This is a genomic window from Janthinobacterium longum, assembly GCF_051380735.1.
In the GTDB taxonomy this organism is placed as follows: domain Bacteria; phylum Pseudomonadota; class Gammaproteobacteria; order Burkholderiales; family Burkholderiaceae_D; genus Janthinobacterium.
In genome coordinates, this window is the sequence record NZ_JBNYXQ010000009.1 from 157,004 (window position 1) to 180,477 (window position 23,474).

General features: G+C 59.0%; 20 protein-coding genes. 9 read left to right on the plus strand and 11 right to left on the minus strand.

The window, feature by feature from the left end; translation table 11 throughout:
• Together ACQ4WM_RS20490 and ACQ4WM_RS20495 are read right to left on the minus strand one after the other, a co-directional pair.
• The gene (locus ACQ4WM_RS20490; RefSeq protein WP_436548498.1) at positions 1 to 600 is read right to left on the minus strand and encodes a MarC family protein; all 600 of its coding nucleotides are present in this window, start codon (positions 598 to 600) and stop codon (positions 1 to 3) included.
• Positions 601 to 687: 87 nt separating this feature from the next.
• Positions 688 to 1,527, minus strand: a complete 840-nt coding sequence (locus ACQ4WM_RS20495) for an AraC family transcriptional regulator (protein WP_436548499.1) — start codon at positions 1,525 to 1,527, stop codon at positions 688 to 690.
• 66 nt (positions 1,528 to 1,593) lie between these two features.
• On the opposite strand from ACQ4WM_RS20495, the gene ACQ4WM_RS20500 reads away from it, so the two are divergent.
• The gene (locus tag ACQ4WM_RS20500) at positions 1,594 to 2,520 is read left to right on the plus strand and encodes a DMT family transporter (protein ID WP_436548500.1); all 927 of its coding nucleotides are present in this window, start codon (positions 1,594 to 1,596) and stop codon (positions 2,518 to 2,520) included.
• A 314-nt stretch (positions 2,521 to 2,834) separates the two neighbouring features.
• Complete coding sequence (locus ACQ4WM_RS20505) at positions 2,835 to 4,553, plus strand: methyl-accepting chemotaxis protein (RefSeq protein WP_436548501.1); 1,719 nt, start codon at positions 2,835 to 2,837, stop codon at positions 4,551 to 4,553.
• A gap of 3 nt (positions 4,554 to 4,556) precedes the next feature.
• Here the strand turns inward: ACQ4WM_RS20505 and ACQ4WM_RS20510 are convergent, their stop codons facing one another.
• Entirely contained in the window at positions 4,557 to 5,705 is a 1,149-nt protein-coding gene (locus ACQ4WM_RS20510) for an AI-2E family transporter (protein ID WP_436548502.1), read from the minus strand.
• Positions 5,706 to 5,952: 247 nt separating this feature from the next.
• Here ACQ4WM_RS20510 and ACQ4WM_RS20515 point away from each other — a divergent pair, with 247 nt between their 5' ends.
• Positions 5,953 to 6,168 (plus strand): hypothetical protein, encoded by a 216-nt coding sequence (locus ACQ4WM_RS20515; RefSeq protein WP_436548503.1) that lies wholly within the window; start codon positions 5,953 to 5,955, stop codon positions 6,166 to 6,168.
• A gap of 2 nt (positions 6,169 to 6,170) precedes the next feature.
• Here ACQ4WM_RS20515 and ACQ4WM_RS20520 read toward each other — a convergent pair whose 3' ends face one another.
• The 6 genes from ACQ4WM_RS20520 to dnaA form a co-directional block, all read right to left on the minus strand.
• The gene (locus ACQ4WM_RS20520; RefSeq protein WP_436548504.1) at positions 6,171 to 7,181 is read right to left on the minus strand and encodes a hypothetical protein; all 1,011 of its coding nucleotides are present in this window, start codon (positions 7,179 to 7,181) and stop codon (positions 6,171 to 6,173) included.
• Between the two features lie 142 nt (positions 7,182 to 7,323).
• Positions 7,324 to 7,644 (minus strand): antitoxin VbhA family protein, encoded by a 321-nt coding sequence (locus tag ACQ4WM_RS20525; protein WP_436548505.1) that lies wholly within the window; start codon positions 7,642 to 7,644, stop codon positions 7,324 to 7,326.
• 46 nt (positions 7,645 to 7,690) lie between these two features.
• Entirely contained in the window at positions 7,691 to 11,548 is a 3,858-nt protein-coding gene (locus ACQ4WM_RS20530) for a DUF3427 domain-containing protein (RefSeq protein WP_436548506.1), read from the minus strand.
• 65 nt (positions 11,549 to 11,613) lie between these two features.
• Positions 11,614 to 14,112 (minus strand): DNA topoisomerase (ATP-hydrolyzing) subunit B, encoded by a 2,499-nt coding sequence (gene gyrB, locus ACQ4WM_RS20535; RefSeq protein WP_436548507.1) that lies wholly within the window; start codon positions 14,110 to 14,112, stop codon positions 11,614 to 11,616.
• Between the two features lie 159 nt (positions 14,113 to 14,271).
• Positions 14,272 to 15,378 carry a DNA polymerase III subunit beta gene (dnaN, locus tag ACQ4WM_RS20540; protein ID WP_436548508.1) on the minus strand — a complete coding sequence of 369 codons (1,107 nt, stop codon included), beginning with the start codon at positions 15,376 to 15,378 and terminating at the stop codon, positions 14,272 to 14,274.
• Between the two features lie 151 nt (positions 15,379 to 15,529).
• On the minus strand, positions 15,530 to 16,927 hold the full coding sequence (gene dnaA, locus ACQ4WM_RS20545) for a chromosomal replication initiator protein DnaA (protein ID WP_436548509.1): 1,398 nt from the start codon (positions 16,925 to 16,927) through the stop codon (positions 15,530 to 15,532).
• A 489-nt stretch (positions 16,928 to 17,416) separates the two neighbouring features.
• Between dnaA and rpmH the strand changes: the two genes are divergently transcribed.
• The 6 genes from rpmH (at position 17,417) to ACQ4WM_RS20575 (ending at position 21,758) form a co-directional block, all read left to right on the plus strand.
• Positions 17,417 to 17,551, plus strand: coding sequence for a 50S ribosomal protein L34 (gene rpmH, locus ACQ4WM_RS20550; protein WP_010401996.1), 135 nt, complete (start codon positions 17,417 to 17,419; stop codon positions 17,549 to 17,551).
• A 23-nt stretch (positions 17,552 to 17,574) separates the two neighbouring features.
• Complete coding sequence (gene rnpA / locus ACQ4WM_RS20555; protein ID WP_436548510.1) at positions 17,575 to 18,012, plus strand: ribonuclease P protein component; 438 nt, start codon at positions 17,575 to 17,577, stop codon at positions 18,010 to 18,012.
• Complete coding sequence (gene yidD / locus ACQ4WM_RS20560; protein WP_436548511.1) at positions 18,009 to 18,269, plus strand: membrane protein insertion efficiency factor YidD; 261 nt, start codon at positions 18,009 to 18,011, stop codon at positions 18,267 to 18,269. The genes rnpA and yidD overlap by 4 nt, the downstream gene beginning before the upstream one ends.
• Before the next feature lie 11 nt (positions 18,270 to 18,280).
• The gene (gene yidC / locus ACQ4WM_RS20565; RefSeq protein ID WP_436548512.1) at positions 18,281 to 20,005 is read left to right on the plus strand and encodes a membrane protein insertase YidC; all 1,725 of its coding nucleotides are present in this window, start codon (positions 18,281 to 18,283) and stop codon (positions 20,003 to 20,005) included.
• Between the two features lie 61 nt (positions 20,006 to 20,066).
• Complete coding sequence (gene mnmE / locus ACQ4WM_RS20570; protein WP_436548513.1) at positions 20,067 to 21,446, plus strand: tRNA uridine-5-carboxymethylaminomethyl(34) synthesis GTPase MnmE; 1,380 nt, start codon at positions 20,067 to 20,069, stop codon at positions 21,444 to 21,446.
• Positions 21,447 to 21,455: 9 nt separating this feature from the next.
• Complete coding sequence (locus ACQ4WM_RS20575) at positions 21,456 to 21,758, plus strand: hypothetical protein (RefSeq protein WP_436548514.1); 303 nt, start codon at positions 21,456 to 21,458, stop codon at positions 21,756 to 21,758.
• Between the two features lie 26 nt (positions 21,759 to 21,784).
• Here the strand turns inward: ACQ4WM_RS20575 and ACQ4WM_RS20580 are convergent, their stop codons facing one another.
• Both ACQ4WM_RS20580 and ACQ4WM_RS20585 read right to left on the minus strand, forming a co-directional pair.
• On the minus strand, positions 21,785 to 22,414 hold the full coding sequence (locus tag ACQ4WM_RS20580) for an Hpt domain-containing protein (RefSeq protein WP_436548515.1): 630 nt from the start codon (positions 22,412 to 22,414) through the stop codon (positions 21,785 to 21,787).
• Between the two features lie 10 nt (positions 22,415 to 22,424).
• Positions 22,425 to 23,393, minus strand: a complete 969-nt coding sequence (locus ACQ4WM_RS20585; RefSeq protein WP_436548516.1) for a CAP domain-containing protein — start codon at positions 23,391 to 23,393, stop codon at positions 22,425 to 22,427.
• Positions 23,394 to 23,474: the final 81 nt, after the last annotated feature.

The window sequence follows — 23,474 nt, forward strand, 5'->3', positions numbered from 1 at the left end:
TTACACTGATTTCAAAAAGGCGCGTATGCCCGCCAGCAGCATCTCGATGGCCATTGCCGTCAGGATCAGGCCCATCAGGCGCTCGAAGGCCGTCATGACCCGTGGCCCCAGCGCGCGCTGCAGCCGCTCGGCGCTCAAAAATACCACCAGCCACACCACGGCTACCGCAGTCAGGCCCGCCACATGGGCAATGACTTCATCGACTTCGTGCGACGAAAACAGCAGCACCGTGGCCAGCGCCGACGGGCCGGCCAGCGCGGGGATCGCCAGCGGCACGATAAACGGCTCGCCGGCGATGTCCATGTCACTATTGCCATTGCCCGGCTGAGGAAACACCATGCGCATGGCGATCAGAAACAGGATCACACCGCCGCCGATGCGCAGCGCGATTTCGGACAATTGCATGGCCTTCAGGAAGTGGCGGCCAAAAAACATAAACAGCAGCAAGATGCCGAAGGCGATCGCGCATTCACGCACCACCACCTTCCAGCGCCGCTCGACAGGCACGCTTTTCAGGGCACTGACGAACAGGGAAACGTTGCCGAACGGGTCGGTCACAAGCAACAGCAGGATAAAAGTCTGGAAGAAATTCTGGGTCATGTCAGTGTTGGTAGCGTTGCCAGCCGGTATAGACAACTTCGGCTCAAGGCTGGCGATGATAACAAGCCGCGCTGCAATCGCCCATGATTATTGATGCATAGCAGCATTTTTTTTGATGGCTGTTGGCGCCGCGCGATAAAAGTCGGTCGGCGTGGTGCCGAAATGCTTTTTGAACATCGCCGCAAAGGCGCTCTGGCTGGTATAGCCATTGTCCATCGCCACATCGATGACCTTGGCCCCATGCGCCAGCTGTTCCAGCGCGCGCAGCAGCCGTGCCTGCTGGCGCCAGTGGCCGAAGCGCATGCCCGTCTGTTTCTGGAACAGGCGGTGCAGGCTGCGCTCGGTGATCTCCAGCTGGGCGGCCCAATGCGCCACCGTCAGCTGCTCGCCCGGTTCTTGCATCAGGCGCTCGCAGATGCCGCGCAGCCGTGCGTCCAGCGGCAGTGGCAGATACAAGGGCAGCACCGGCAAGCTGTCTAGCTCATGCAGCAACAGTTGCAGCAAGTGCCAGTCGCGCCCGCCATCGGCAAAATCGGGTGCGATATCGACGGCCGCCACGATCAGCTGGCGCAGCAGCGGACTGATCTCGAGCACGCAGCTGTGGCGCGGCAGCAGCGGCGAGTTGGCGCAGTTGACGAAGACGGTGCGCATTTTCACGTTGCCGCTCATGCGGATCTGGTGCTCCACGCCAGGCCGCAGCCACACGCCGCGCGTGGGCGGCACCACCCAGCGCCCGTCCTGCGTGGCGATGGTCATCACACCGTCGATGGCGTAAATCAGCTGGGCGTGCGCGTGGCGATGCACCGAAATCACATGGCCGTGGTCATAGTCGATGGCCAGCGCCATGGCGCGCGCGGTGACGGGCAGCAGTTCCTGATAGTCGGCTTGCATGGTAGAAAAGGTCAGTTTTGCGACAGGTACAGGCATATTAACGCGAGAAAGCGCGGCGTGCCTGCGGCATCATGGTTTCCCCGCAACCACCTGGAGCCCTGCATGCCTGCTCGCGACCCCATCCACCCGTCTTCTTATCTTTACCCCATGGCCGCCATGCTGTTGTGGGCCGGCAATGTGGTGGTATCGAAACTGGCGGCCGCCAGCATTGCCCCCACCGCCATCACCTTTTACCGCCTGGTGCTGGTGCTGCTGGTGATGACGCCATTCATGCTGCGCCCGCTGTGGCGCAACCGCGTCGCCATCGGCCGCCACTGGTGGCAGCTGGCGCTGTGCGGCCTGATGTCGATGGCGCTGTTCCAGAGCCTGTCCTACCGCGCCGCCGAAAGCACCACTGCCACCAATATGGCGATTGTGACGGCGCTGGCGCCTTTGATGACGGCGATCCTCAGCGTGCTGCTGCTGGGTGAACGGTTGACGCTGGGCATGGCGGCGGGCGGCGTGCTGTCGTTCGGCGGCCTGTTGTACCTGGTGGGGCATGGCGACATGCTGGCGCTGCTGCACGAAGGCGTGCATGCGGGCGACGCGCTGATGCTGCTCGCCTGCCTGATCTTTGCTTTATATGGCGTACTGCTGCGTCGCTGGCGCCTGGCCGTGCCCGCCTGGCAATCGATCTACTGCCAGGCCCTGGCGGCGCTGCTGTGCATGTTGCCGTTCTTCCTGCATTTGCCGGCTGGCAGCGCGCCCCTGGACGCCACCACCGTGCCGCTGATCGCCTATGCGGGCCTGGCGTCTTCCATCCTGCTGTCCTTCCTGTGGATCGAAGGCGTGAAACTGCTGGGGCCTAACCGCTGCAGCATTTTCGTCAACCTGCTGCCCGGCCTGACTGCCTTGCTGGCGATCGTCTGGCTGCACGATACCCTGCATGCTTTTCATCTGATTGGTGGTGGCGTGTCGCTGCTGGGCGTGCTGCTGGCGCAGCTGGTTCAACGGCCCTTGTTTGCGCGCGGTATCGCCGCGTCCGCATAAATGGAATCGCTGGCAACCATGTACAGGATTGCCAGCTTTTACACAAAAAAGCCTCGAATAGCGGTAAAAAACCGGGTTTTTCACAAGTACATTGCTACTAATAAATATTCCCTGTAACCTTGCAAGCAAGAAATAAATAGCGCAACAACCCCTCGCTGTTGTCGCGCTTCTCTTATGACCGGACCAAGGCTGCCCTTCCCCCGCAGCCGTAAAACGCTCCGTCAACGCATCCACTCTACAACCGTTACGCCCTGACGCAGGCTGATCCGCAAGGATGCATGCCCTCATCAGCGTATGCAATCGAAGGAAAAACCATGTTCTCCAGACTCACCATCAAGCTGCGCCTGATCATCACCATGACGGTGCTCGGCCTGCTGATCGCCATTCTCGGCCTCAGCAGCATCTTGGGCCTCAAGGCGGCCAACCACACACTGAACGATGTCTACAGCAATCAGCTGGTCTCGACCCAGGCCATCGGCGAATCCGAGATACTGCTGGGCCGCGCCCGCTTCACCATCGATCGCGCCGTGGTCCACCCGGAAGCGGCCAATGCCAAGGATATCGTCACCCGTGCCGAGACGTTCATCGAGGGCTCGAACAAGTCCTGGAAAGTGTACCTGGCGCTGTCGCAAACTGCGGAAGAAAAGATCCTGTCCGACGATATGGACAAATATCGCAAAGACTACATCAACAACGGTTTGCTGGCGCTGGGCAAGGCCCTGCGTGAGGGCAATGCGGAGCAGGTCGATGCCCTGATGATGACTGGCCTGTCGCGGTTGTACAGCACCATGAATGCAGCGTCAGAAAAACTGACCCAGTACCAGATTACCTCGGCCGCCAATATGTATGCCGCCAGCCAGGCCAAATACAATACCCAGTTGAGCATTGCCATCGCCAGCCTGGTGATCGGCCTGCTGATGATCGTGGTCTCGACCATGCTGCTGCTGCGCGCCATTTTCCGTCCGCTGGACCAGGCTCTGCGCCACTTCGACGCGATTTCCGACGGTAACCTGGCCAACGATATCGTCATTGAGCGCCACGATGAAATGGGCACCTTGCTCGATGGCCTCAAGCAGATGCAGGAACGTTTGTCGACCACCGTGCGCGGCGTGCGCGACGGCAGCGGCGCGATTGCCACGGCCAGCAATGAAATTGCAGCCGGCAACCTGGATTTGTCCAGCCGTACCGAACAGCAGGCATCGAGCCTGGAAGAAACCGCTTCCTCGCTGGAAGAACTGACCTCGACCGTCAAGCAGAATTCGGACAATGCGCGCCAGGCCAACCAGCTGGCCGTGTCGGCCTCCGACGTGGCCGTCAAGGGCGGCGCGCTGGTAGCGCAGGTGATCACCACCATGGGCACCATCAGTGATTCGTCGAAGCAGATCGCCGACATTATCGGCGTGATCGACGGGATTGCCTTCCAGACCAATATCCTGGCATTGAATGCAGCCGTGGAAGCAGCGCGCGCGGGCGAACAGGGCCGTGGCTTTGCCGTGGTGGCCACCGAAGTGCGCAACCTCGCGCACCGCTCGGCAAGCGCTGCGAAAGACATCAAGCAACTGATCGAAGCGTCGGTACAGAACGTCGGCACCGGCAGCGATCTGGTGGCGCAGACGGGCACCACAATGGAAGAGATCGTTGCCAGCATTCGCCGCGTGACCGACATCATGGGCGAAATCAGTGCCGCCGGCCGCGAACAGGAACTGGGCATCAACCAGATCAACCAGGCCGTGGCCGAAATGGACACCGTCACGCAGCAGAATGCCGCACTGGTGGAAGAAGCGGCGGCCGCCTCGGAATCGATGCAGGACCAGGCCGCAGCGCTGGCCGAAATGGTCAGCCGCTTCAAGCTCGACGCCAGTCACAGCGTACCAACCGCCCAGCCCGTGCTGCGCAGGCCGGTGGTGGCCGCTGCTGCCAGGCCGGCAGCCGCCAGGCGCCCGGCCCTGAAACTGGCGAAGCCGGTCGCTGCTGCCAAGCCGCGCCCGGCAAAACCTGCGGCTGACAGCAGCGGCGACTGGGAAGAGTTCTAAGTCTTACAAGTCGAGAGAAGGGTGCTTGCGCTGATCGAGCAGCAGCGCAGCGTCTGCTGCGGCCCTGGCGCGCGCCGCCTCCGCTGCCAGCTCCGCTTTCTCATGCGCATCATGGCGCGCCTGCAAGGCCGCCTTGGCGCGTACAAACACAATCTTGATCGCCGCCATCACCGGCACCGACAGGAAAATCCCCACCACGCCACCGAGCTGGTCACCGGCCAGCAGGCCGACGATCACCATCAGCGGCGATACTTCCACGCCTTCGCTCATCAGGTAAGGATTGACCACATAATCCTGGAACAGGCGGTAGGCGGCAATAAAGCCGATCAGCCAGAACACATGTTCAAACCCGCTGAACCCGGCCACCACCACGGCGATCAGGGCCGCCGCCAGCGGCCCGGCAAACGGAATAAACTCCAGCAAGGCAGCGGCACCGGCCAGCAGCAGGCCGTAAGGCACGCCTAACAGCGAAAACGCCACGCTGTACGAAATAAAGGTGGCAATCGACAACAGCAGCAGCGCACGTACATAGCGCGACAGCAAGATGTCGAGGTCATCGATAATGGCGCCCCACAATTTCTTGTTCGGCCGGTTCAGCAGTGCCAGCAAGCCGTCGCGCATGTCTGGCCCTTCCTTGATCAGCAAAAAGCTCAGCACCGGCACCAGCACCAGATAGATCAGGTTGCTGGCCGCATGCATGACCGTCATCCCCAGTTCTTTTGCCAGCGGCATGGCCTGCCCCGTGCCACTGATCAGCTGCGTCTGCATGAACGCCAGCAAGCGCGCCCGCAGCGGCTCCATAAAGTCCGGCAAGGGAATGCGCTCGGCAAAGTTATTTCCCTTGAGTAGTGTCGGCAATTGCTGGCTAAGGCTGATCGCTTCATCCTCGATGCGTGCGCCAAAGATCGACCCCAGCACCGCTACCAACAAAATCACCACCAGGAACACGATGGCGATACCGGCCGTGCGCGGCAAGCGCTTCGGCCCATGGCGTTCCAGCAGCCCGATCAGCGGGTACACAAGGTAGCTGAAGAAGACCGCAAACACCACCACGATCAGGGTCGACGCCACCTTGTAGATAAGGAACAGAAAGAATGCGACGAGAAACGCCGTCCACACCATCTTGGCGACGCGTAAGTTAAAACCGAACATAAAAGATCCTTGAGAGAATGCACCCAGGCGTGACTGGCCCGGGCAGGAAGCGGTGCGCGAGGCGGGGGCAGGTCGTGGCGACACAACGATAAATCATACCGCAAAATGCCGAAATGCCACCTTCATTTGCGTCAGGACAATTTGCCGACAACGGCTTTGCGACTGGGTGGCCTGCTATGATTGCTGCGCAAATTTGCGTATTCTCAGACTCCTCTGGAAACTTCCCTGTATCCACTTCGGACCCGTAATGAAAACCTTTTCCTGCGCAATCGCCGGTTTTGCCATCGCCAGCATGATCGCCTGGGGCGGGCTACTTTGCTGGGGCGCGATCTTTCTTGAACAAGGCGACAGCTACTGGGATCAAACGCCGTATGCTGCGGAAGTTTTCTTTGCGGCGTGGGTGTGCTTCGCCATCGTGACAGCCGTATTGGCCGCGCGATGGCGTCGCCGGCCGTCGGTCTGAGCTTACTTGCCGCGCCAGCTGGCAATATTGATGAACACGCCGTCTTCCTTGCCCTGTTCGCGCAGGCTTACCTGGTAGCGCACACCTGCAAGGCTGCCGCTGAAGACCACCTTATTGCCTTGCTGCTTGATTTGTGCACCCTTGGCCAGTTCGGTGTAAGTGGCCACCAGCGATTCCAGGGTGGCATAGCTGCGCAGCGTCATGTCGGCGTCTGGCACAGGCGTGCCACCGGCAGCCGCCGCTTCCGACGCGGTGCGCACCGGCATGCCCGCCAAGCCGGCTGGCGCGATGATCTTGCCACCGCTGGAACTGCTGTTGAATTCGCTTTCCGGCAGCAGCAAGGGCTTCAGTGCCGCAGGAAAACCGGGCGGCACATCACGTGCTTCCCAGCCCTGCTTGCCCGGTTGGCCAACGAAATACTCTACCTTGGCAATCTTTTGACGCTCTTCAGGCTCTGCCAGGTCCAGCGGCGACGGCAGCTGTCGCGCCCATACCAGCAGCGGCGCGGCCGCGGTTTGTTGCGTGCCAGCCGGCAGGAACACCGTCAGCACAGCTTGGCTATCGGGCAGGCAAACCGGCGCAGCATCGCCAACGGCCGGCTGGCAATGCCCGTTGACCAGGCCGATTGCCTGAATTTTGCGCTGGGCATCGAACAGCACGGCGGCGCGCTGCGTACCGCGCGTGTCGGGATTGATGGAGGCCAGCACCATGCGCCCGTCTGGCAAGGCAGTGTGCGTAATATCAAACTGCGAGCGCAGACTATCAAACACCTGGCGCGCGATCAGCGTGCCGCCAGCCGTGTAGTTGCCGCGCGCATAGCCCACCATCTTGATCACGTCAGAGCGCAGCATCGGCTCCTCGCTCAGACGCCTCGGCGCCGACTCGACGGTCTTGGTCGCGGCCACGAAAGCAGCATCATCAGGCGACACGTTTTGCGCCATCGCCGACATCGGTACAGACAGGGCCGCGCACAGCGACAACATGACGAGCGTGTTTTTTGCTGGAGAATTCAAAGATGATCCTTGTCGAGAAGCGCTACCGGTCCATACGCCGGCAGGGCGGGGCGTCATCTTATCATTTCATGAATAAATTGCTTTTGCCAAGCTTGGCAAATGAATCATCAGAAACTAGCGACCAGTCCAGAACTGCTCGCCATCAGCACGGTCGCGATACGTCCAGGAATTCATCCATGGTGATTTCGCCATTTGCCCAACGCAGCGAGCGTTGTACATCTTCCTCGCTGATTGTGTAGCCAGACAATCCCGCACTCGCCCGCGCATAGTCGAGCGCCTCATGGCGCTTGCGCTGCTCTTCGCTCATCGCTGCCCGGTCGAGGTTCCGCTGCTTCTGCTCTGCCTCGTAAGCGGGGATACTGGCCGCATATTGCTCGCGCATGCGTTGGAAGGCGATGGCGTCGCTTGCCTTGGCCAGTTGCAGGCCTTCGTGCTGCATGTCTTCTTCGTTTGCTTTGGTCATTGGTTTTTCCTCCGTGCGAGCCTGACGCTTCGATCTCTACAGACGCTTAGGACGTCGCCAGGCTAAATACGACACTCATAGGACTGCTGCCCGTGTGGCTAACATAGCTTACCTGACCGTGATAAACGAAGGGCGCGCCTTTGCCGCTGTCGAGCTTGAATTCGCGTACAAATAAGTGGATTGCGAGTCCTCTTTGTGCGTGCTCGATAATGTCCCGCCCCTTTTTATTAGTTGGCGAGGTGGAATTTTGGCTTTGCCAATGGAAAGTGTTGTCATCTATCCAATGATCGAGATAGCGATGATCGGCAGCCTTGCCTTGCTTGTTAAGCGTTACCAGCAGCACTATGGCACCCTTGCTGGCGAGCGTCACATGCCCCACATTCCAATTGCCGATGCTATAGGTTTCGCCAAATAGTGGCGCAATATCCTCGCGCTTGAATGACTGCCCTACGGCCAGATCGAGCGGGCTGATAACGGCTTTAAACCGTGCCAGAGTATGCATGTCTTCGGTGGCATCCATGTCTTGATAGTCTGGATTGCTTGCGCGCAGAACATAGCCGCCGCCAGGTGTTTTGACGATATGGCGCAGCAAATATTGGAAGCCATCGCCAGATTCGTCTTGACGCTCGATCGCCATCACCGAGCCGGTAATGGAACCCGCTCTGGTAGGCGTAATATGTTCCAGCAGCAGGTAGTCGCCATCTTGAATCGGGTGTTTGCCACCGTTCATGGAGTTACCGGATGCGCGGGCAATAAAGTGCCTAAGCGGATCGATGTTTCCATAGCTGGTAGGCAGATTACGGTATTCCTCTACGTCGGCACTACCGGTTTTAAAGTGGCCGCAAGCGATTTTCAAATTTGGAAAATACGGTACCGGTGTCAGATTGCTGACCTTTTCGCTGCGAACAAACGGCAATACATTGCTTGGTAGCTCGGCTTGAACGCGACGGATCTCATACGCGGCCAAGCGATAATCAATAATTTCTTGGACCATCACTTCGAATTTCTGACGCTGGTCGTCAGCGAGTTTAAAAACGGCCTCAAAACGTCCATCCTTGATCCGAAAATCGCTGTTTTTCCCGCTGACATTACCGCCTATCCAAGCGTTAATCGGATTGCTGGACCAATAGCGTAACCATGCCTCGTTTTTACCATTTCCTGCGCGCATTGCTTCCGGAATATCTGCCATCAGCGCACGGCGCCGTTGCATCACTTGCCATGAGCGCTCTGATAGTGTGGCGAGCGTTGGCGGCTTGTCCCAGCCATCAAGCTCCTGAAATGCTTCAAGCAGTACCATCTTGAAGCTCTTGTTCATTGACGTTGTTTCCAGATCGCGCAAAAAGTTGCGGTGCTTAGCAGCGATGACTTGCTCGTCCGCGTCAAGGTCGTCCATGGCGTGAACAAGCGAGTACCAATCGCCATACTCTTTACGCATGGCTGGCAGGCTGGCGCCAGCTCGGTAAAACTCGGCTAATGCGGGCCGCCGACCAAAGCTGTCACGCAAGGCGATGTATTCGTTTTTCGTCCCTTCACTGTCTAGCGATTTAAGAAAGTCGATCAATTCCAAATCGTAGTTGACGAAGCATCCCTCGGGCAGCTCAAGTTGACTCAACTCCGCTTTGCGTGCGAAATCTGCCAATTTTTTATAACTGGCGTCAACCGCAAACAATGCCTCCGGTTTGTGTAGGAAGCTCTTGTGATTACCGATAAAGTCCAAAATCACCAAGCGCTCCTTGCCTTCACTTTTACGCAAGCCTCGACCTAGTTGCTGGAGAAAGAGAATTTTGGATTCGGTAGGGCGCAGCATCATGACGGTATCGATCGCTGGCAAATCGACGCCCTCATTGAACAGGTCGACAGAAAAGATAACGGTAAGGCGTCCGTCGCGCAAGCGCTCTAACGCATCGGCGCGGCTCAGTGGCGAACCGGCATACACCGCAGCACAAACGACACCCGCTTCGGTGAAATGCGCCGCCATAAATTCTGCGTGGGTGACCGAGACGCAAAACGCCAAAGTGCGCTGCTGTTTATAGCGCTGCCACTCTGTAAGCGCATGCCTGGCGCGAGCCAGTGTCGCAAGTTTGTTACTCAGATGGTCAATATCGAATCGGCCGCTGCGCCATGGTAGTTCGGCATAATCGACCGAACTATCGAAGATGCCATAGTAGTGAAATGGCACCAGCAGCTTGGCTGTAATGCCATCGAAAAGCCCGCGCGTAAAGACGAGATTGTCATCGCATAATGACAAGATATCGGATTGATCAGAACGATCTGGCGTCGCAGTCAGACCCAGCAAAAATTTCGGCGAAAAGTATGCTAGTAGGCGACGGTAGGTTGGTGCGGCGGCATGATGAAATTCGTCGACGACGATATAGTCAAAATGGTCTGGCGCGTATTGCTCCAAGTGCTTTTCCTGGCCTAACGTTTGGATGGAGGCGCACAGTATTTCCGCCTGCGTATCTTTGGTCTGACCAGCATAAAAGCCGACGCGTGCATCCGGGCGAATTCTTAGGAAGGTTTCGGCGGCTTGATTTAAAATTTCTTCCCGATGGGCGACAAATAACACGCGGCGCGCGCCAATCTGCTTTGCATCAAATGCAGCGAGCCACGTTTTTCCAAGGCCCGTTGCCAGCACTACCAAACCGCGTCGTAACCCTTCATCGCGTGTCGCTCGCAAAGCGAATAAGGCTTCGACTTGGACCGTGGATGGAGTCGGCGGAGCATCTTGTTCCAAGCTACCCGGCGCTACCGCCATCGGCAAAGGAACTCGGCGGGCATCATACTGGTCGATCCACTCATCCGTTAGGGAAATGCAGCGAGGATGAACAAACAGTTCTTCAAACCTAGAGCGTGCCTCAAGATAGCCAAGGTCGCCCGGATAATCGATGCGGTAATTCCATTCAAGTCCATTTGTTAGCGCCTGCCGACTGATATTGCTGGAACCAATAAATGCCGTGCCGCTCAGAACACTCTGGTCATTAAGCTGCGCGAACAAGTACGCTTTGAGGTGAAAACTACTACCTGCCGATTCGTACACTTTGACCTGCGCACCTTGCGCTTTAAGCAGCATCAATAAGCGTAGCGCCTCGGTATCGGTCACGTCTAAATAGTCGCTAGTGAGTACGCGTACGCGCGCAGGTGGACGTTTTGATTCACTGTCGCCTTTGAGCGCACTTTGCAGGTCCGGCAGTAGCAGCCGTAGTCCAGTCGTCTTAACGAAAGCGACAGCTAAATCGATTTCCGATGCCTGGTTAATGGAGCCGCTCAGGTGCGGTAGAAACGGATCATTGCCGCCTGTGATCAGATGATTTTGAGGCGTTACTGCGCGGCGCACCAGAGCGTTTAACCATTGCTCCGTACGGCCAGGGCGTTGATCGATAGTTTGCCAACAGTCGACGCTGTCAACGTCAGACAAGCTAGCAAACCACTCGCGCAGTTGCGGCTCATCGACGTCCGTAAAATGACGTCCATCTTGAACGCGCTCGCTGGTTCCCAGCTTAAAACTCAGGTAAAACGCACCGCCAGGTTTGAGCGCATTCCACAGACCAGCGAGCGTGGCTGGCAACTCTGCTTGTGGGACATGTAGCAAGCTAGCACAGGCCCAAATACCATCGTAGCAAGCTTGCTCTTTTACATCGGCAAAAGTGCGTAATTGAACATCAAGGTCAGTATGCTCTTTGGCTAACTGCACAAGCTCGTGCGAAGCGTCAAAGGCGGTAACACGATAGCCTTTATCGAGAAAAGCCTTGGCGTCTCTTCCTGAACCACAACCGGCATCTAAAATAATTCCGCCAGCGCTCATGGCAGACAAAAACCGATCATATAGCGCTGACATATCAACATTGACCGTATTGCTAAAAAAAGCTGGCGCGTTCTGATTGTAGTAGCTCAGAGTAGATGTCATCGTGTCATTCAATATGCTCAAAAAAAAGGCGACACATCGTGTCGCCCCTCTATCAACAATACCGCTTAAACGTCAATATTCCCCGCCCTTAACGCATTATTTTCAATAAACGCCCTGCGCGGCTCCACATCATCGCCCATCAGCGTGGTGAAGATCTGGTCCGCCGCAATCGCGTCTTCGATCTGTACCTTCAGCAAACGGCGCACAGTCGGGTCCATGGTGGTTTCCCACAGTTGGTCCGGGTTCATTTCGCCCAGTCCTTTGTAGCGCTGTTTCGATACTGTGCGTTCGGCTTCGTCGCGCAGCCATTGCATGGCCTGGTGGAAGTCGCTGACGGCGATTTCCTTCATGCGCTCGCCTTCGCCACGGCGCACGAATGCGCCTGGGCCCATCAGGCCTTCGAAGGTGGCGGCGCCGGTGCTCAGTACGGCGTAGTCCGGGCCTTGCACAAAGTCGGCGTCGATGGAGCTGACTTTGACGTTACCGTGGTGCATGCGTTCGATGCGCAGCATGTGTTTTTCAGACAAATCGTCCGAGCGCACCAGTACTTTGACGGCCGTGTCGTTGATGGCTGCTTGCAGCGCTTGCGCCGAGGTTTCGGCCAGGTCCAGGGTCGACAGGTCCAGCTGCACGCCGGTCATGATGGCGGTCAGGGCGGCGCGGTCGATCACGCGGGTCAGACGGGTCATGATGGTGTTGGACAAGTTGAACTTGCGCACCAGTTCGGCCAGGGTGTCGCCCGAGATGCCTTCGGCGCCTTCGCGCGGCACCAGCACGGCCGTGTTCAGGGCCACCGTCATCATGTAGGTGGCTTCTTCGGCGTCGTCTTTCAGATAGCGCTCGTCGCGGCCGGCCTTGACCTTGTACAGCGGCGGTTGCGCGATGTAGATGTGGCCGCGCTCGACCAGCTGCGGCATCTGGCGGTAGAACAGTGTCAGCAGCAGGGTGCGGATGTGGGCGCCGTCGACGTCCGCATCGGTCATGATGATGATGCGGTGGTAGCGCAGCTTGTCGGCGTTGAATTCGTCGGGGCCGATGGACGTGCCCAGCGTGGCGATCAGGGTGGTGATCTGCTCCGAAGACAGCATTTTTTCGAAACGCGCCTTCTCGACGTTCAGTACCTTGCCGCGCAGCGGCAAAATGGCCTGGAACTTGCGGTCGCGGCCTTGCTTGGCCGAGCCACCTGCCGAGTCACCCTCGACGATGTACAGTTCGCACAGGGCCGGGTCTTTTTCCTGGCAGTCGGCCAGCTTGGCCGACAGGCCCAGGCCGTCCATGATGCCTTTGCGGCGGGTCAGGTCGCGGGCCTTGCGGGCCGCTTCGCGCGCGCGCGCCGCTTCGACGATCTTGCCGCAAATGATTTTGGCGTCGTTCGGTTTTTCCTGCAGGTAGTCGGCCAGGGTCTTGGCGACGATCTCTTCGACCGGGCCGCGCACTTCGGAAGACACCAGCTTGTCTTTGGTCTGCGACGAGAATTTCGGTTCCGGCACTTTGACCGACAGCACGCAGGTCAGGCCTTCGCGCATGTCGTCGCCGGTGATTTCCACTTTCGCCTTCTTGGCGAACTCGTGTTCATCGATGTATTTGTTGATCACGCGGGTCATTGCCGCGCGCAGGCCCGTCAGGTGGGTGCCGCCGTCGCGCTGCGGGATGTTGTTGGTAAAGCACAGCACCTGTTCGTTGTAGGCGTCGTTCCACTGCATCGACACGTCCACCGAAATGTTCGTGTTCTGGTCCGACATGCGCTCGCCGGTGGCCTGGAAAATGGTCGGGTGCAAGACCGACTTGGCCTTGTTGATGTATTCGACGAAGCCGCGCGTGCCGCCTTCGAAAGCGAATACTTCTTCCTTGCCGTTACGCTGGTCCGACAGCTTGATGTTCACGCCATTGTTCAGGAACGACAGTTCGCGGATGCGCTTGGCCAGGATTTCGTAGTGGAATTCCACGTGCGTGAAAATCTCTTCGTCGGCCCAGAAGTGCACATCGGTGCCGCGCTTGTCGGTGTCGCCGATCACCTGGATGGGCGAGGTGGCCACGCCGTCGACCATTTCGATAATGCGGTTTTGCGGCACGCCGCGCACAAATTCCATGTAATGGACTTTGCCGTTGCGGCGGATGGTCAGTTTCAGCAGCTTCGACAGGCCGTTGACGCACGATACGCCCACGCCGTGCAGGCCGCCCGAGACTTTGTACGAGTTCTGGTCGAACTTGCCGCCGGCATGCAATTCGGTCATGACGATTTCGGCGGCCGAGCGTTTCGGATCGTGCTTGTCATCCATTTTCAGGCCGGTCGGCACGCCGCGGCCATTGTCGGTGATCGAGATCGAGTTGTCGCTGTGGATGGTGACGTGGATCTCGGTGCAATGGCCGGCCAGCGATTCATCGATGGAGTTGTCCAGCACTTCGAACACCAGGTGGTGCAAGCCGGTGCCGTCCGAGGTGTCGCCAATATACATGCCCGGGCGTTTGCGCACGGCTTCCAGGCCTTCCAGGATCTGGATGGAGGAGGCGCCGTATTCTTCCGTTTTGGCCTGGATCGGGGTGTCTTGTGGATTCTCGGACATGGACTGCTTTCTTTGTTAACACCGGGGTCAGGCCCGTCGGGTCTGACCTCAGCCTTTCATTGGTTTCTGGGTAACTTTACAATACCCCAACGTCTTGACTGCTGGGGTCAGACGGGGACGCCTAGTCCCGGCGGGTCTGACCCCTGTTTTATGCCTGCGTTATATCCGCATCGGCATGACAACATACTTGAAGTCGGTGTTGTCAGGCATGGAAACCAGCGCGGACGAGTTCGAGTCGCCCAGCGCGATATTGACGTATTCGCACTTCAGGTTGTTGAGCACGTCGAGCAGGTAGGTGACATTGAAGCCGATATCGACCGAGTCGCCACCGTAGTCGATTTCCAGCTCTTCGACGGCTTCTTCCTGGTCGGCATTGGTCGAGCTGATCTTCATGCTGCCCGGGGTGATAATGCAGCGCACGCCCTTGAACTTGTCGCTGGTCATGATGGCGGCGCGTTGTAAGGAACGCAGCAGTTCATCGCGGCTGATGGTGAAGTCGTTCTTGTAGCCCTTCGGAATCACGCGCGTGTAGTCAGGGAACTTGCCTTCCACCAGCTTCGAAATCAGCTCGATGTCGGCAAAGGTCAGTTTCACCTGGTTGGCGGCGATGTCTAACTGTACCGGCTCGTCGTTTTCTTCCAGCAGGCGCTGCAGTTCGATAATCGTCTTGCGCGGAATAATCACTTCCTGGCGCGCGAAAGTCTGCTCGGTGGCGACCTGGCAGAAGGCCAGGCGGTGGCCGTCGGTGGCCACGGCGATGACATTATTGCCATCGAGAACCAGCAGCAGGCCGTTCAGGTAGTAGCGGATGTCTTGCTGCGCCATCGAGAAATGCACCATATTGAACAGGTGCTTCAGGGTTTTCTGGGGCAGGGTGACGGTCGCGTTATAGCTTTCCGCCTGTTGCACGGTTGGAAATTCTTCGGCGGCCAGGGTCTGCAGGGCGAAGCGCGACTTGCCGGTTTGTACCGTCAGGCGCTTGTTCAGCAGGGTCATGGTGACGTCGCCCGATTCCGGCAGTGCGCGCAGGATATCGAGCAGCTTGCGGGCGGCTACCGTGGTGCCGGTCACGTCGGCGCCGGAACCGATCTGGGCGTGCGTGGTGATCTGCACTTCGGTGTCGGTCGACAGGAACGAGACATTTTCACCGTCTTTGCGGATGAGGATATTGGCCAGAATCGGCATAGTGTGCCGACGCTCGACAATACCGCTCACGATCTGCAGTGGCCGGAGAAGCGTATCTCGGGTGGTTTTGACCAATTGCATAGTTATCCTCAGGTTGGGTATGAAGTTGAAGGTAATAAGTAACAATCATTGCAAGGTAAGCACCGGCAAGGCTCGCTGATTGCTGCTGCGGGCGCCCTACCAGATCATAAGGGTAAAGCACGTTTTGAGCCAGCCTTGCCAAGATGTGTGCTCAGCCCTTCAGTGTTTGCTCCAGCACGTGCAACTCGTGGTTGCATTCCGGGTTTTTGGTGCGGTCCAGGGCGATCTTGCGCACGGCGTGCAGCACGGTCGTGTGGTCGCGTCCGCCGAACAGTTCGCCGATTTCAGGCAAGCTCTTCTGGGTCAATTCCTTGGCCAGGTACATGGCGATCTGGCGTGGCCGCGCAATATTCGCGGGGCGGCGCTTCGAATACATGTCGGCCACCTTGATATTGAAGAAGTCGGCCACGGTCTTCTGGATGTTTTCCACGGAAATCTGGCGGTTCTGTACCGACAGCAAGTCCTTCAGGGCTTCCTTGACAACATCGATCGTGATGTCCTTGCCGTGGAAACGCGAGTACGCCAGAATTTTGCGCAGCGCGCCTTCAAGTTCGCGCACGTTCGAACGCAGGTGCTTGGCGACAAAGAAAGCCACGTCGTCCGAAAACGTCACGCCTTCCTGCTTGGCTTTTTTCAACAGAATCGCCACGCGCATTTCCAGCTCCGGCGGCTCGATCGCCACGGTCAGGCCGGAATCGAAGCGCGAAATCAGGCGATCATCCATGCCGGTGATTTCCTTCGGATACGTATCCGAGGTAATGATGATCTGTTTCTTGGCCGCGATCAGTGCTTCGAACGCATAGAAGAATTCTTCCTGCGTGCGGCTTTTGCCGCCAAAGAACTGGATATCATCGATCAGCAGCATGTCGAGCGAATGATAATAGTGCTTGAAATCGTCAAAGCCCTTGCGCTGGTAAGCGGTCACTACGTCGCGAACGTACTGTTCTGCGTGAATGTAGCGTATCTTCGCGCCCGGATTGTCGGCCATCACCTGGTTGCCGATGGCATGGATCAAGTGGGTTTTGCCCAGGCCCACGCCGCCGTAGAAGAACAGCGGGTTATACGACACGCCCGGGTTGTTCGCCACTTGAATTGCGGCGGCGCGCGCCAGCTGGTTGGCCTTGCCGGTCACAAAACTGTCGAACGTCAGGTCGGTATTGATGCGGCTCTGCTCGCGCCGTGGTGCTGCGCCGATGCTCAGTTCCGGCACGCTGGGCTGCGGCTCCGCCGGGCGCGCACTGGGCGCGCCACCGTTCGGATCGCTGGCCGGCGTGCTGGTGGCTGCGGCCGGCTTTTTCGGCAGCGCCAGGCGCGGGTCGAGCACGAACTGCACCTCGGTGGGCGCTTCGAAGTATTGGATTGCAAGAGCGGTAATGCGGCTGGCGAACTGGGTCTTGACCCAATCGAGCTTGAATCGATTGGGCGCAGCAATGCGCAACTTGCCCTCGTCGTAGTCGAGAGGGATAAGCGGTTTTATCCACGCACTGAATTGTTGCGGTGTCAGCTCCAGTTCCAACTGCGCGGAACAGGCCTGCCAGAAATTGTCCATGAATCGTCTATGTGAAAAGGTGTGGGAGGGCGTATCGATCAGCCCTGCGTACACCGTGTTGCAAGGCCGGCGTCGCGCGAGGGCTCGCCACACGTAACGCGCTATTCTACTCCCGACCGCCAAAGTTATCCACAGGCACGAACGTTATTTTTGCGACTGGGGGCTGGCCGCAGGTGTGCACAAGTCGCGAGTTATCCTCTGTCACGTAGCGGCAATGCGGGCTTCGGGGCAGATGGCGGCTGCTGCAAAAATTACCAGCCGATCACGGCAATCCTTGACAGCGAGGGGGTATATGCTGAATAATTCAGGGTTCCCCGCCCGTATTCCGTGTTTTTTCATTTGGAACGACAATATGGACTAAGCGTGGATTAAGCGGGCGATGAGATTGGCCCTTGTGCCCTGGCATAAGTGCGCGATTGTCATTGGCACCAAAAACTGACGGGACGTCAGACCCGATTTTGCATTTTTTTTGTTTTTAGCGAGACCAACATGAAACGTACTTACCAACCTTCCGTCGTTCGCCGCAAGCGTACGCACGGCTTCCGCGCTCGTATGGCTACCCGTGGTGGCCGTGATGTGCTCAACGCACGTCGCGCAAAGGGCCGCAAACGCCTGGCCGTCTAGGCTTGTCGTTGACAGCTGATCGCGTGGCTAGCTGTACTGCAGTCGGCAATCAACGCGAAGGTTCACACGACTTCGCGCGCGTTCGGCGTATCGTTAAAACGGATGAATTTTCATCCGTTTTTCGTTTGCGCCCTTCGCAAAAAACAGCGCATTTTGTGCTGTATACCCGACACAATCTATTGCCGCATGCGCGGCTGGGCGTCGTTGTGGCCAAGCGTTTCGCGCCTCGCGCGGCGACCCGCAACACGATCAAGCGCGTCACGCGCGAGCTGTTTCGCAACAGTGCACTGCCCCCCATCGACTGTGTGGTGCGCCTGTCGCGCGCCGTCAACAGCAAGGATGGCCCGGCCACCACGGCCAGGCTGAAAGCCGAGCTGCGCGACGAACTGAGCCGCTTGTTCGCCGCGCAAGTGGCGGCACAGGCGCGCTCTGTTGCTGCGCCACCACCTGGTGCGCCATGAAAACCCTGTTGCTGTTCCTGTTGCGAGCTTATCAATTGTTGATCAGCCCCATGCTGGGACAGAATTGCCGCTTCTATCCAAGTTGTTCGCATTACGCGATGGAAGCGTTGCGCGTGCACGGCGCCGCCAAAGGCAGCCTGCTCGCTGCCAGACGCGTATGCCGCTGCCACCCCTGGAATGAAGGGGGCGTCGATCCGGTGCCACCGGCCGACGGCAAAACATCTTCAACGACCGCTTGCGGTTGCAACCACTCCTGACCAATACCCTAATGGATATCAATAAACGTACCATCCTGTGGATCGTGTTCTCCGTCTCGCTGGTCATCCTCTGGAACGAATGGATGATTTCGACGGGCCGCCCATCGATGTTCTCCGCCAATACCGCCCAGACCGTCAAGGCGCCGACCACTCCTGCACCGACCGCCTTGCCGGCCGCCGGTACGGCATCCTTGCCTGGCGTGAATGCCGATCCTGGCGCTTTCAAGAGCGAACGCATTACCATTACCACCGATGTCATCAAGGTCGATATCGACACATTGGGTGGCCAGGTCAAGCGTCTGGAATTGCTCAAGTTCAAGGGCGCGGGCAATCCTGGCTGGTTTGGCGGCTGCTTCGGCCTGTTCAAGGTCTGCCAGCCTGATGATGGCAAGCAGAACGAAGTGCTGTTCGACGAAGGCGTGAATCACACCTACCTGGCGCAAACCGGCCTGGTCGGCGGTCCTTTCCCGACCCACAACACCGGTTTCACGGTGCAGCCTGGCGTGCGTACGCTGACTGACGGCAAGCAGATCCAGCTGGTAATGGAAGCGGTACAAGGCGGCGTCAAGCTGACCAAGACGTTCACGTTCAAGCGCGGCGACTATGTGATCGACGTGCGCCATGACGTGGCCAACGTCGGCACCGCGCCGGTCACGCCGCAGCTGTACATGCAACTGGTTCATGACGGCAACAAGCCGGTCGGCGACTCGTTCTTCAACAGCAGCTACACCGGCCCGACCCTGTACACGCCGCAAGACAAGTACCAGAAGATGACGTTCGAGAAGATCGAAAAAGCGGCCATCGAAGATGAGAAAAAAGGCACGGACGCAGCCATGAAGGCCTTGCATCCGGTCAAGGCTGACGGCGGCTGGTTTGCTATCTCGCAACACTTCTTTGTCTCGGCATTCGTGCCGCCAGCGAACATTGCGCGCGATATTTTCACCAAGAAACTGTCCACCAACACCTATGCCATCGGCAACCTGCTGACCTTGCCATCGCTGGCGCCAGGCGCATCGGCCGCCATCGATGCCAGGCTGTACTCGGGCCCGCAGATCGCGCATCTGCTCGAACCAGTGTCGCCGGGCCTGGAACTGGTCAAGGATTATGGCTGGCTGACGATTATCGCCAAGCCGATCTTCTGGGTGATGGAACAGATCCACAGCGTACTGGGCAATTGGGGCTGGACGATTATTGCCTTTACCATTCTGATCAAGCTGGCTTTCTTCCCCTTGTCGGCTGCCGGTTACCGCAGCATGGCCAAGATGAAACTGGTCACGCCAAAAATGACGGCGATTCGCGAGCGCTACAAAGGCGATCCGCAGAAGATGAACCAGGCCACGATGGAGCTGTACAAGACCGAGAAGATCAACCCGCTGGGCGGCTGCCTGCCGATTCTGATCCAGATGCCGGTGTTTATCGCCCTGTACTGGGTGCTGAACGCGTCGGTGGAAATTCGCGGCGCGCCGTGGATCGGCTGGATCACCGACCTGGCCCAGCATGACCCATGGTGCATCTTGCCGGTGCTGTACGCGATTTCGATGTTCATCACCACCAAGCTGAACCCGGCGCCTGCCGATCCGATGCAAGCGAAGATGATGCTGTTCATGCCACTGGCGTTTTCGGTGATGTTCTTCTTCTTCCCGTCGGGCCTGGTGCTGTACTGGGTCGTCAACAACGTCCTGTCGATCGGCCAGCAATGGGTGATCACCAAGAAATACGCGCCGTCTACTGTGTAATACTGGTCAGCGCTTTGAAAGCCCGCTTGTGCGGGCTTTTTTTTAATCTACAATCAGCCCCATGAAACTCGACTCTTCTCCTATCGCCGCCATTGCCACTGCCCCCGGACGCGGCGGCATCGGCGTGGTGCGTGCCTCCGGCAAGAACCTGGCGCCCTTGATGGCCGCGCTGTTCGGCGCGCAAGCGCTCAAGCCGCGCCACGCCACCTATGTGCCGTTTACCGAAGCCGATGGCGCAATCATCGACCAGGGCATCGCCATCCATTTCAAGGGCCCGCATTCGTACACCGGCGAAGACGTGCTGGAACTGCAGGGCCATGGCGGCCCGGTGGTGCTGCAGCTGTTGCTCGCGCGCGTGCTCGAAGCGGGCCGTGACAGCGGCTTGCGCCTGGCCGAGCCCGGCGAATTTACGCGTCGCGCCTTTTTGAATGACAAGCTGGACCTGGCGCAGGCCGAGGCCGTGGCCGACCTGATCGACGCGTCGACCGAAGCTGCCGCCAAGTCCGCCTCGCAATCGCTGTCGGGCGCGTTTTCAAACACCATCCACGCGCTGGTCGAGCAAGTGACCGGGCTGCGCATGCTGGTCGAAGCGACGCTCGATTTTCCGGAAGAAGAGATCGACTTCCTGGAAAAATCGAATGCCCGTGGCCAGTTGAAGGCCGTGATCGAAGCCTTGAATAAGGTATTTGCCCAGGCCGCGCAGGGTGCGCTGCTGCGCGAAGGCCTGAACGTGGTGCTGGCCGGCCAGCCGAACGTGGGCAAGTCATCGTTGCTGAATGCGCTGGCGGGCGCCGACGTGGCCATCGTCACGCCGATCGCCGGCACCACGCGCGATAAGGTCAGCGAAACCATCCAGATCGAGGGCATTCCACTCAATATCATCGACACGGCCGGCATCCGCAGCGCCGGCGACACCATCGACGCCGTCGAGCGCATCGGCATCGAGCGCACCTGGGGCGAAATCGGCAAGGCCGACGTGATCCTGCACCTGCTCGATGCCGACCACGGCCCGACCCTGGCTGACGAAACCATCGTCGCCGCCTTCCCCGAAGGCGTGCCGGTGGTGCGTGTGTGGAACAAGATCGACCTGTCCGGCCACAAACCGAGCGTCGATGCATTGCCGGATGCAACCCATGTCTACCTGTCGGCGCACGAACATATCGGCATCGACCTGCTGCGCGCCGAGCTGCTGCGCATCGCTGGCTGGCAACAGACTGGCGAATCGCTGTACCTGGCACGCGAACGCCATCTGATCGCCCTCAAATCGGCCGGCAATCACCTCGATATCGCGGCCCAGCACGCAGCCCAGGACGACCAGTCGCTGGACCTGTTCGCCGAAGAACTCCGCCTGGCGCAGGTTCAACTGTCGAGCATCACGGGAGAATTCTCGCCCGACGATTTGCTGGGCGTGATTTTCAGCCGGTTTTGTATCGGCAAATAAGGAGACTCGATGAAACTGCTGTTCACTATGCTGCTTGGCCTGCCGTTGCTGGCCGGCGCGCAGGAAAAATTGCCGGCCGACGTGGCAAAGTATGTCGACAACGCCGATATGTGCGAGCATTTTGCCGGCGAGTCGGGTGATAACGACAAGGCGCGCCAGCGCGAAGTCAATCAGGGGATCGATCAGTCATGCGGCCCGGCGCAGAAGCAGCTGAAGCGTTTGCGCGTGAAATACGCGAAGCAGCCGGCGATCAAAAAAGTCATCGACGCGCATGCTAATGATTCTGTCATGAGTTACCGGAAACAGGGCTAGCGTAACTGCCCGGTCCTTGAGGCGGTTCAGCGGCGCCGCAGCAGCGCTTCCAGTGCGCTTTCAAAATCGAACTCATGGGCGGCGGCCGCCACTTCCTGGTACACATGCACCCCCAGGCTGGCGGCCAGCAGGCTGGCCGAATTTTCCAGGATATCGATGGCGGCGCCTTCGCCCTCGCGCAAATGGCTGGCCAGGCGCGCCAGCAGCAGCTGGATGGCGGGGGCCGATGGGTCCGGTGCCATGTCTTGCGCGGCCAGATGACTTTCTTCCGGTGTACCCAGCATCGTGCTGACGGCGCCCAGCAATCGATCTTGCGCCAGTTCCAGGTGGGCTATCTGCTGTGCCAGGCCGGGCGCCTGGGCCCGCAGGGCCATTTCCAGCGCGCTCGACAAGGCATGCACCTGCACCGCACCGATCATGCCGGCCGCGCCCTTCAAGGTATGCACGCGCAGGCGCGCGCCGGCATAGTCGCCGGCCGCAAACGCCGTGCTGACCTGGCGCGGCGTGGTGCCGTGGTCGTGCAGGAAGCGGCGCAGGATTTTCAGGTACAGCGGGCGGTCGCCCATGATGCGGCCCAGCCCGCTCTCCACATCGAGCACGCGCGAGCCTTGTGCCGTGGTGGCGCTTTTATCGTCGGTGGCGTCTGGTGTGATCATGCCGCCAACGCTAGCGTGTGCTGAACGACCAGCTGCGCGTGACGGCTGTGCCGTTCACCCTGCCGTTGAAGCTGACGTCGTAGGTGGTGTTGGCCGCTAACGGCGCCAGCGGAATGATGGCGGCGGCGGACAAGGGGGTTTGCGGGTCTGTCGCGCGTTGCAGCAGCAGTACCGGCAGGTCGCTGGCGGCGCCGCGCTGGCGCACGGTAAAGGTGGTAACACCCAGCACGTCGTTGATATTGGCGTGCACGCTGACGGGATAGCCGACGATATCCTGGTTCGGCACCGGATCGGGTTCTTCGTTGTTGCTGGAAAAGCTGGTGGCCACCCGGGCCTGGTTGCTGACGGGGTAGGTGACGACTTGCCCTGCGGCCAGGCCAGGGCCATAGCCATTGTTGGCGGCAAAGTCGGCGGTGAAATACGCGTAGCCATTGTTGCCCGTGGCCGCGCCGGCACCGGCTTCCTTGAAGATCGGTTCAAAGATGGCGAAGCGGTGATAAATGGCGGTGATCAATTCTTCGGCCAGGTAAAAGCCGGAGCTGCTGGTGGCGCCCGCGATCACTTCGCCATACGCATAGGAATTCGAGTGGTTCAAGCTATAGCCGGCCTTGAGGTAGCGGTCGGCCAGGGTGGCGCCCGTAAAGCCGGGTTTGCCGGCGAGCTGGTCATGCGAGACCGTATTATTGGTTTTCAGGTAGTCGGAATGGCCTTGCGCTGCGGTATCGATCTGGCTGTTGCGCGCCAGGCTTGCCAGGCCGACCTGGGCGCGCCGGTAATTGATCCAATTGTAGCCATCGGTGGCGATATTGCCGGTCGTGGCGGGCGCGCCCGCCTCCTGCACCAGTTGCGGCGCGGGCGTGGCCGTCGAGGCTGCCGGCGTGCTGCTGCTATTGCTGCCGCCACCGCCGCAAGCGGCCAGCAGCGCCGCGATCAACAGGGCGGGAATCACGGATTTGCTATGCTGGAACGAGGCGATCAAGCTGACTCCTGTTGAAAAGGGAACGGCTGCTTTGCTGCGGCGGCGCCTGTGCCATGATTTTAAGGTATTTCTGGTGCTTGC

Coding starts and splice junctions, on each gene's coding strand:
- ACQ4WM_RS20490 (WP_436548498.1), bottom strand. CDS start 600: ATGACCCAGAATTTCTTCCAGACTTTTATCCTGCTGTTGCTTGTGACC.
- ACQ4WM_RS20495 (WP_436548499.1), bottom strand. CDS start 1,527: ATGCCTGTACCTGTCGCAAAACTGACCTTTTCTACCATGCAAGCCGAC.
- ACQ4WM_RS20500 (WP_436548500.1), top strand. CDS start 1,594: ATGCCTGCTCGCGACCCCATCCACCCGTCTTCTTATCTTTACCCCATG.
- ACQ4WM_RS20505 (WP_436548501.1), top strand. CDS start 2,835: ATGTTCTCCAGACTCACCATCAAGCTGCGCCTGATCATCACCATGACG.
- ACQ4WM_RS20510 (WP_436548502.1), bottom strand. CDS start 5,705: ATGTTCGGTTTTAACTTACGCGTCGCCAAGATGGTGTGGACGGCGTTT.
- ACQ4WM_RS20515 (WP_436548503.1), top strand. CDS start 5,953: ATGAAAACCTTTTCCTGCGCAATCGCCGGTTTTGCCATCGCCAGCATG.
- ACQ4WM_RS20525 (WP_436548505.1), bottom strand. CDS start 7,644: ATGACCAAAGCAAACGAAGAAGACATGCAGCACGAAGGCCTGCAACTG.
- ACQ4WM_RS20530 (WP_436548506.1), bottom strand. CDS start 11,548: ATGACATCTACTCTGAGCTACTACAATCAGAACGCGCCAGCTTTTTTT.
- gyrB (WP_436548507.1), bottom strand. CDS start 14,112: ATGTCCGAGAATCCACAAGACACCCCGATCCAGGCCAAAACGGAAGAA.
- dnaN (WP_436548508.1), bottom strand. CDS start 15,378: ATGCAATTGGTCAAAACCACCCGAGATACGCTTCTCCGGCCACTGCAG.
- dnaA (WP_436548509.1), bottom strand. CDS start 16,927: ATGGACAATTTCTGGCAGGCCTGTTCCGCGCAGTTGGAACTGGAGCTG.
- rpmH (WP_010401996.1), top strand. CDS start 17,417: ATGAAACGTACTTACCAACCTTCCGTCGTTCGCCGCAAGCGTACGCAC.
- yidD (WP_436548511.1), top strand. CDS start 18,009: ATGAAAACCCTGTTGCTGTTCCTGTTGCGAGCTTATCAATTGTTGATC.
- yidC (WP_436548512.1), top strand. CDS start 18,281: ATGGATATCAATAAACGTACCATCCTGTGGATCGTGTTCTCCGTCTCG.
- mnmE (WP_436548513.1), top strand. CDS start 20,067: ATGAAACTCGACTCTTCTCCTATCGCCGCCATTGCCACTGCCCCCGGA.
- ACQ4WM_RS20575 (WP_436548514.1), top strand. CDS start 21,456: ATGAAACTGCTGTTCACTATGCTGCTTGGCCTGCCGTTGCTGGCCGGC.
- ACQ4WM_RS20580 (WP_436548515.1), bottom strand. CDS start 22,414: ATGATCACACCAGACGCCACCGACGATAAAAGCGCCACCACGGCACAA.